Origin of the sequence: Olsenella uli, assembly GCF_016899935.1 — a bacterium.
Classification (GTDB): domain Bacteria; phylum Actinomycetota; class Coriobacteriia; order Coriobacteriales; family Atopobiaceae; genus Thermophilibacter; species Thermophilibacter uli_B.
On sequence record NZ_JACJJK010000007.1, the window covers coordinates 101824 to 108700 of the forward strand.

A 6877-nucleotide genomic window follows, 5' to 3' on the forward strand; every position below is an offset into this window, starting at 1 on the left:
CTCTCAACCCCCTACTCCCCTGCGGTCAGCAGGCCGCCGGCGCCAGCCGCTGACGGGGCGGAGGGTGTGGGGCCGAGAAGGTCGGGCGAGCTCATCGACTCGCGACGGCGCGGCGCGGGAATCTCGCCGACCGCGTGCTCGAAGACGAGCGCGCCGTCCTTCTCGTCCACGCGAATGATCTCGCCCTTGTGCCAGAGGCCCTGCAGCAGCTCCTCGGAGAGCGGGTCCTCAATGAGCGTTTGAATCGCCCGGCGCAGCGGGCGGGCGCCGTAGACCGGGTCCGCCCCGCGCTTGGCCACGAGGTCGCGCGCGGCGTTCGTGAGCTCGATGGACATGCCCTCGGCGACGAGGCGGTCGCGCAGGTCGGCCACCATGAGCTCCACGATGTCGCGCAGCTGCTCGCCGGTGAGCGACTTGAAGACCACGACCTCGTCCACGCGGTTCAGAAACTCCGGGCGGAAGTGCTTCTTGAGCTCGGTCATGACGCGGCTCTCGATCTCCTGGTCGGAGAGGCCGGACGCGCCCTGGGCCGAGAAGCCCATCGTGGTGGTCTGCGCGATGTCGCGCGCGCCGATGTTGGACGTCATGATGATGACGGTGTTGGAGAAGTCCACGTGGCGACCCTGGCCGTCGGTCAGGCGACCCTCCTCCAGGATCTGGAGCAGGACGTTGAAGACGTCGGGGTGCGCCTTCTCCACCTCGTCGAAGAGCACGACCGAGTAGGGCCGGCGGCGCACGGCCTTGGTGAGCTCGCCGCCCTCGTCGTAGCCCACGTAGCCCGGGGGCGCGCCGACGAGCTTGGAGACGGTGTGCTTCTCCATGAACTCGGACATGTCAAAGCTGATGAGCGCCTCCTCGGAGCCAAAGAGGAACTCGGCGAGCGCCTTGGCGAGCTCGGTCTTGCCCACGCCCGAGGGGCCGAGGAAGATGAACGAGCCGCCGGGGCGGCGCGGGTCCTTGAGGGGGCTGCGGCTGCGGCGGATGGCCTTGGCGACCTTGGTCACGGCCTCGTCCTGGCCGACGACGCGCTGGTGCAGCACGTCCTCGCAGCGCAGGAGCTTGGAGGCCTCGGCCTCGGTGAGGTTGGAGACGGGCACGCCGGTCATGGAGGAGACCACGTCCGCGATGTCCTGCTCGTCGACCGTGACCACGTTGGCCGCGAGCTCCTCGCGCCAGGCGTGCTCGAGCTCGTCGCGGCGGGCCACGAGCGACTTCTCCTCGTCGCGCAGGCGGGCGGCGTCCTCGAACTCCTGAGCGGCCGCGGCGGCGGACTTCTCCTCGCACACGCGGGCGAGCTCGGCGTCGACCTGGGCAATCTCGGGCGGGAGCGCCATCTTGTGAACGCGCGTGCGCGCGCCGGCCTCGTCGAGCACGTCGATGGCCTTGTCGGGCAGGAAGCGGTCCTGCACGTAGCGGCTCGAGAGGGTCACGGCGGCGAGAATCGCGGCGTCGGTGTAGCGGACGTGGTGGTGCTTCTCGTAGCGGTCCTTCAGGCCCTCGATGATCTTGATCGTGTCCTCGGGGCTGGGCTCGCCAATGTTGACCGGCTGGAAGCGGCGCTCGAAGGCGGTGTCCTTCTCGACGTGCTTGCGGAACTCCTCGGCCGTGGTGGCGCCGATGACCTGGATCTCACCGCGCGAGAGGGGCGGCTTGAGGATAGAGGCGGCGTCGATCGAGCCCTCGGCCGAGCCCGCGCCGATGACGGTGTGAATCTCGTCGATGAAGAGGACGTCGTCCTCGGAGGCCTCGAGCTCCGCCACGACCTTCTTCATGCGCTCCTCGAACTCGCCGCGATACTTGGAGCCGGCGACGAGGCTCGCGAGGTCGAGCGTCCAGACCTGCTTGCCGCGCAGGATGTCCGGGACGTTGCCCGAGGCGATGAGCTGGGCGAGGCCCTCGACGATCGCGGTCTTGCCCACGCCCGGGTCACCGAGGATGAGCGGGTTGTTCTTCTGGCGGCGCGCGAGGACCTGCATGACGCGCTCGATCTCCCGGTCGCGGCCGATCACGGGGTCGAGCTTGCCGTCCGCCGCGAGCTTGGTGAGGTTGCGGCCGTACTGCTCCAGGACCGAGCCCTCCTCGCCCTGCTGGGACGGCCCGCCGAAGCCGGCCATGCGCACGTCGGCGGTGGCAGGCTGCTGCGAGGCGGTCTCGGCGCTCTTGCCGGCGAGCTCGTTCACGGCGTTGCGGACCGCGTCGCCGGAGACGCCCATCTGGCGCAGGGCGTCCATCGCGCGGCCGTTGCCCTCGGCGACGATGCCGAGCAGCAGGTGCTCGGTGGCGATGTAGGTCTGGCCGTGGGTCATCGTCTCGCGGTAGGCGCCCTCGAGCACGCGCTTGGCGCGCGGCGTGAAGGGGATGTGGCCCCCGGGCACGGGCTCGTTCTCGCTGGTGGTAAGGCTGCGCACGGTGGCGAGCGTCTCGTCGTAGGTGACGTCGAGCTTGGCCAGCGCCTGGGCGGCCACGCCCTCGCCCTCGCGCATGAGGGCGAGCAGCAGGTGCTCGGTGCCGACGTACATCTGGCCGAGGTTGCGGGCCTCGTCCTGGGCGAGGCTCATCACCTTGCGCGCCTTGTCGGTGAACTTCTCGAACATGGGTGCGTCCTTCCGCACGGTGGTCTCACGGTACTAGTTTGTACCCACGGCGCCGTGCGCGCAAACGCGCTAAGCGACGTCGCGTCTCTCCTGGGGCGAGAGCCGCCATGCCCTTCTCGCCCGCAGCGAGCGCGTTCTTCTCGCCCGCACTCATGAGTGTCGGCTCTTGAGCGTAACAGAGCCCGCACTCCGCGCCAAAGTGCGAGAGAGCGCCGACACTCCCGTGGATAAGGTGTCAACCAAGCCGGCACTCATATGTGCGGCCTGGCGCGGGCGAGAAACACGACCGCCTGGGGCTCCCCCTACCAGTCGGGCTTCTCGCTCGGAACGGCAGGTAGCATCTGGCTGAGAAGAACGCGCCGCATGAAGCTCGCGCCCTCGTCCGCGAGCGTCCGACGCACCCGAGCCTCGAACTCCGCGCCCTCGGTCTGCGCCAGCGCGTGCGCGACGCGCGCAAGGTAGGCGTTCAGCGCCGCCAGGGTGCTCACGTTCTTATAGCTCGCCGGAAAGACCGAGATCCCGCAGGTCTGGTAATCGCGGACGCGCCGCTGGTCCTCCTCGAACGCCTCCTCGCTGACGTGTTCCCTGCCGTTGTACTCCGACGCGGTCCGATGGCGCGCCCAGTGGAAGTCGGGGCGCATTCGGCGGTGCTCAATAAGGTGGAGCACGTCGCTCGGCCACTCGATCGGCTCGTTCTCCGAGAAGGGCGGCGCCTCTATGCCGCCGAGCTCGGGCGAAAGCTTGAAGGCAAACGAGAGGAGCGTCTCCTCCGGAGAGCCCGCCCCGTCCTGGACGAGCGCCGCCACGTGACGAGCCTGACGGAGTCCCTTGATCCCCGTCGCTTCGCTCAGAAACGCGCCCAGGTCGTCGGCGCGACAGAGCGCCGGCAGCTCGAAGGCGCAGGCCCCGAACGCCGGGTCGCTCGGATCGCGCGCGTAGGAGCCGCACGCCTCCATGGGGAAGGTGAGCAACCGGAAGAACGCGGCGTTGGGGGAGAGCGCCCCGTGACGGACCAGGGCGTCAAGCCGCTGGCACATTCTGATGAGATTCAGCGCGGGGGACTCCACGAACAGGCGCAGCGCGCCCTCCCCCGCGTAGTCCCACGGGCTGCCGTCCGCGTGAACCACTTCGAGAAAGGACGCGCTCGGCAGCCTTGCGAGCAGACAGCGCGACCGCACGAGCGCAGACTCGCTTCTCGCCTCGCGCGAGAAGAACGTCATCTCGAGCGGCGCGCCCGGAGCGACCGGAAGAAGGATGTCGGGCAGCGACGCCCGAAGCGCCGGCAGGTCAATCGCGGTCTGGTCCGTTCGCAGATGCTCGTCGGGGGCAGGGACGAGCAGCAGGGCCGGATCGCGGCGAGCGGCGCGGGTAAGCTGGAGCGAGTGCCGTCCGGCAAGGAAGACGTCCTGTCCCATGGTGCCCCTTTCGACGTGGTGGGACAAGAGACTAGGCTGGGGCGCTTTCACCAGACTTCCGCTGGCTCGCAGCAAGCTTCCACGAGGCTGACGGACGGGCTCGACGCAACGGGGAGGGGCTGGTCAGAGGACGTGACCTCATGCGACAAGCGCGAGCAACGCATCAGGGCGAGACGTGACGGCGACACGAATTCTCCACGAGGGACATGAGGGGACGCACTCGTGAGTGCCCGCACGGAGTGTCGGCTTAGTTGACGGATTATGCAGAGGAATGCCGGCGGCTTCTTGCGTTTTGTGCGCAAGTGTCTGCTCAAGACAGATTGACGGCCGACACTTATGAGTGCCGGCCGCCGTGAGACAGACGTGAGGAATGCGTCCTACTTCCCGAACGTGTCGCGGTCGGGGGCGATGGCCTTCATCGCGTCGATCGTGCGCGAGAAGAGCTCGTCGAGCTCCCAGCCGCAGAGCTCGGCGCCCTGCCGGATGACGTCGCGGTTGCAGCCGGCGGCGAAGCGCTTGTCCTTGAACTTCTTCTTGAGCGACTTCACCTCGAAATCCATGACGGACTTGCTCGGGCGCATGATCACGGCCGCGCCGATGAGGCCCGTGAGCTCATCCACGGCAAAGAGGACCTTCTCCATGGGGAGCTCGGGCGCCGGCAGGTCGGGGTTGTTCATCGAGTTGTGCGACTGGATCGCGCGAATCAGCTCCTCGGAGCCGCCCGCCGCGCGGATGAGCTCCGCCGCATAGGTGGTGTGGCCCACGGGGTCGTCGGCATGCTCCTCCCAGTCGAGGTCGTGCAGGATGCCCACGACCTCCCAGAAGTCGGCGTTGTCGGGGTCCATCTCATCGGCGAAGACGCGCATCACGCCGCCCACGGTCTCACCGTGCTCGATGTGGAACTCCTCGTGGTTGTGCTCGGCGAGAAGCGCGAGCGCGGCGTCGCGGTCAATCCCGGCGACGAGCGCCACAGGGCTCTCGGCGGCCGCAGCCGTGACCTTCTCGCTGTCCGCCGCGATGTCGTCCACCGAGGCCGCCGTGTTGTCCGTCACGACGCCCGCGACCTGCGCCTGGATGTCCGCGCGCGTCACCGTCTCCGGCTTCATGGCCGGGAAGAGCAGCACGTCGCGGATCGCCGGCTGGTCGCAGAAGAGCATGACCATGCGGTCGATGCCGTAGCCGATGCCGCCCGCCGGCGGCATGCCGTACTCGAGCGCGCGCACGTAGTCGTAGTCGTAGCCCATGGCCTCGTCGTCGCCCAGGCCCTTGGCCGCCACCTGCTCGGCGAAGCGACCCGCCTGGTCCACCGGGTCGTTGAGCTCGGAGAAGGCGTTGGCGTACTCGTGACCGGCAATGACCAGCTCAGAGCGGTCGGTGAGGCGCGGGTCCTCGGGCTTGCGCTTGGAGAGCGGGGAGACCTCCTCGGGATAGTCGCACACGAACGTGGGGTTCACGATGGTCTTCTCGCCCAGCTCGTCGTAGAGCTCAAAGAGCAGCTTGCCGGCACCCCAGCTGGGCTGGACCTCGATGCCGTGCTTCTCGCAGAGCTCGCGCAGGTGCTCGATCGGCGTGTCCATGTCCACGTGCTCGCCCACGCACTCGGAGGCGATCTCGGAGAGCGGGCGGCTGGCCCACTCGCCGGACATGTCGATCTTTTGCCCCTGGTAGGTGATGACCTCGTGGCCCTCCTCGCAGCCGCAGACCTCGCGCGCGATCATCTTGAAGAGGTCCTGCGAGAGGCGCTTCATCGTGGAAAGGTCGCCGTAGGCGCAGTAGGCCTCCATCGAGGTGAACTCGGGGTTGTGCGTGAGGTCCATGCCCTCGTTGCGGAAGTTGCGGCCGATCTCAAAGACGCGCTCAAGGCCGCCCACTATGCAACGCTTGAGCGGCAGCTCGGTGGCGATGCGCAGGTAGAAGTCGCGGTCGAGCGCGTTGAAGTGCGTCACGAACGGCTTGGCGTTGGCGCCGCCGAGGATGGCGTGCATCATCGGCGTCTCGACCTCCATGTAGCCGTCGGCCTCCATGAAGCGGCGGATGAGGGAGACGATCCGGCTGCGCTTGCGGAAGACGTCGCGCACCTCGGGGTTCATGATGAGGTCGAGGTAGCGCTGGCGGTAGCGGACCTCGCGGTCGGTGAGGCCGTGGAACTTCTCGGGCAGCGGGCGCAGCGCCTTGGAGAGCACGGTGAGCGAGCTCGGCGAGACGGAGAGCTGGCCGCGGCGGGTGCGCAGGACGGTGCCCGCGGCACCCACGATGTCGCCGAGGTCCAGGTTGGCGAGAAGCGCCCAGCCCTCGTCGCCCAGCACGTCGCGACGGCAGAAGAGCTGGATGGAGCCCGTCACGTCCTCGACCACGACGAACGCTGCCTTGCCCTGCTTGCGCAGCGCCCGGATGCGGCCGGCGACGCTCACCACGTCCTCGGTGTCGGTGCCGTCCGCGAGCTCCGCGTACTTCTCGTCCAGCTCGGCGGCGTGGGCCGTGACCTCGGAGGCGATGGGGTACGGGTTCACGCCGGCGCCGATGAGGGCCTGGCGGCGGGCGCGGCGCATCGTCCGCTCGTCGGTGGTGGCGCCTGCGGCGCCGGTGGTGGCGTTGTCGGCCATGGGGGTCCTTTCAGATAAGGCGCCCCGCACCTGCTTGCCGCAGACACGGGGCGCCACGCTTGCTTGGGTGAGGAAGTAGCCTAGCGGGAGATCCCCGTGATGGTGTACTTCCGCGTCTTGCCGGACGGCGCGACGACCTCGATCTTGTCGCCCTTCTCGTGACCCACGAGGGCCTTGCCCACGGGGGACTCCACGGAGATGCGGTGCTCGAGGGAGTTGGTCTCGGTGGTGCCCACGATGCTGAACGTAGACCGCTTGCCCTTCT

4 protein-coding genes are annotated in these 6877 nt (G+C 68.5%); all 4 read right to left on the reverse strand.

The features are described 5' to 3' along the window. Positions 1-11: 11 nt before the first annotated feature. Positions 12-2594 (reverse strand): ATP-dependent Clp protease ATP-binding subunit, encoded by a 2583-nt coding sequence (locus H6A07_RS07770; RefSeq protein WP_204814357.1) that lies wholly within the window; start codon positions 2592-2594, stop codon positions 12-14. 302 nt (positions 2595-2896) lie between these two features. Continuing rightward, positions 2897-4009 carry a hypothetical protein gene (locus tag H6A07_RS07775; RefSeq protein WP_204814358.1) on the reverse strand — a complete coding sequence of 371 codons (1113 nt, stop codon included), beginning with the start codon at positions 4007-4009 and terminating at the stop codon, positions 2897-2899. Between the two features lie 377 nt (positions 4010-4386). After that, positions 4387-6612, reverse strand: coding sequence for a lysine--tRNA ligase (lysS, locus tag H6A07_RS07780; RefSeq protein WP_204814359.1), 2226 nt, complete (start codon positions 6610-6612; stop codon positions 4387-4389). Positions 6613-6692: 80 nt separating this feature from the next. Next, the coding region (locus H6A07_RS07785) for a GreA/GreB family elongation factor (RefSeq protein ID WP_204814360.1) at positions 6693-6877 on the reverse strand (185 nt) is incomplete at its 5' end.